Genomic DNA, 1,226 nt, shown 5'->3' with positions numbered 1-1,226 from the left:
CTAAAGTTTCAGCAGTACGACCTACTAAGACCACACTGGCACCTTCTTGAGCAAATCGAATAGCAGTTGCACGACCAATACCTGACCCTGCTCCTGTAACGATAACTGTCTTTTCTTTAAAACGTTTCATGGCCTTTAATCCTTGTTATTATAAGAGAGTGACTATATAAGCAAAACCGGCAAAGGGAGTTTCGATCAGTTTATCATCCATGAATCGACCCTCAAATGGTATTGCTTTATTATTATCATAACAAGTCACTGCTTTGAAAGCGACAACAAAGCGGGGATGTATAACAGTCTTCTTGTATAGGAGTGTTACGATGGTTAAGGTTTTTTATATGGGTATTTATCACGCTGTTATTTTTTACTTTACGTATTAGGTCACAGTTATACTTGTTCAAAAGAATGCTATTTTTCAACCATAAGAGTGATGCATTGTGCCAGACGCTATCAAACCTTTATCTGAACGTCTTCTTGCTCTAGAAGCGCTAAACTGTTATCTGCAGTTGTCACCTTCTACTATGAGCTTGTCTATACCACATACAGCAGATGTACAGTATTCTGCCTGTCAATATGTCTATAAGTTGCCAAAAGGAGCGCTACGTATACTAGAAGTGTCGTTGCCCCTACCTATCATTAGTAGTACGGCTGATATTGAAACGGCACGCCTCGCTATTGTCAAAGCTGCAATGATATGGCAAAAGCAAAGCTTGCAGCGTGATGAAGATAGTAATACTGTGACTCACAAGGTGTTAGTACTGGATGTTCAACTTGTAGATCATCAAATATTAGATAATGATGGCATTAAAGAAGACAAGAGATTATCGGTGACGACGTCTATCAATCATAGTTTTGGGGCACGTTACTTTATGGAGCATCTGATATCAGATGTTAGTAAAGACGAGCAATGGTTACAAGTATTTAGTCGTCAGGATTGGTATCTAGCTATCGAGAGAGTTATGACACCTTGTGATCTATGGCAATTTTTGGATTTTCACTTAACGCATCTTAATCAATCGCTCATAAGCGGGGTAGCGAGCTTTGAATCTGAGACAGCAATTATCACCCAATTTATGCAGAGTAATGCTTTGTTGGCGCAGGCTATAAGTGTAGACAATGTGCTTATTAAACAGGGCTTGCAGGACGAGCCAAACTCGGCTTTGGTTGCGATGAGTCTGGCACAAAAACAACAAGACGTGAGTTTACAGCAGGCCTATCAGCAGCAC

At 40.2% G+C, this 1,226-nt stretch carries 1 protein-coding gene and 1 pseudogene; one reads left to right on the top strand and one right to left on the bottom strand.

The features are described 5' to 3' along the window. Positions 1-130: SDR family NAD(P)-dependent oxidoreductase (locus tag ACS8FD_RS15405; RefSeq protein WP_439276490.1), on the bottom strand; the 130-nt coding region annotated here is incomplete at its 3' end. Between the two features lie 307 nt (positions 131-437). Between ACS8FD_RS15405 and ACS8FD_RS15400 the strand changes: the two are divergent. Next, a pseudogene (locus ACS8FD_RS15400) lies at positions 438-1,226 on the top strand (hypothetical protein); the annotation flags it as partial.

This window comes from Psychrobacter sp. 1U2 (assembly GCF_051847575.1).
Note: the sequence above shows the minus strand (reverse complement) of the source record. Positions and strands in the feature narration are given on the sequence as shown.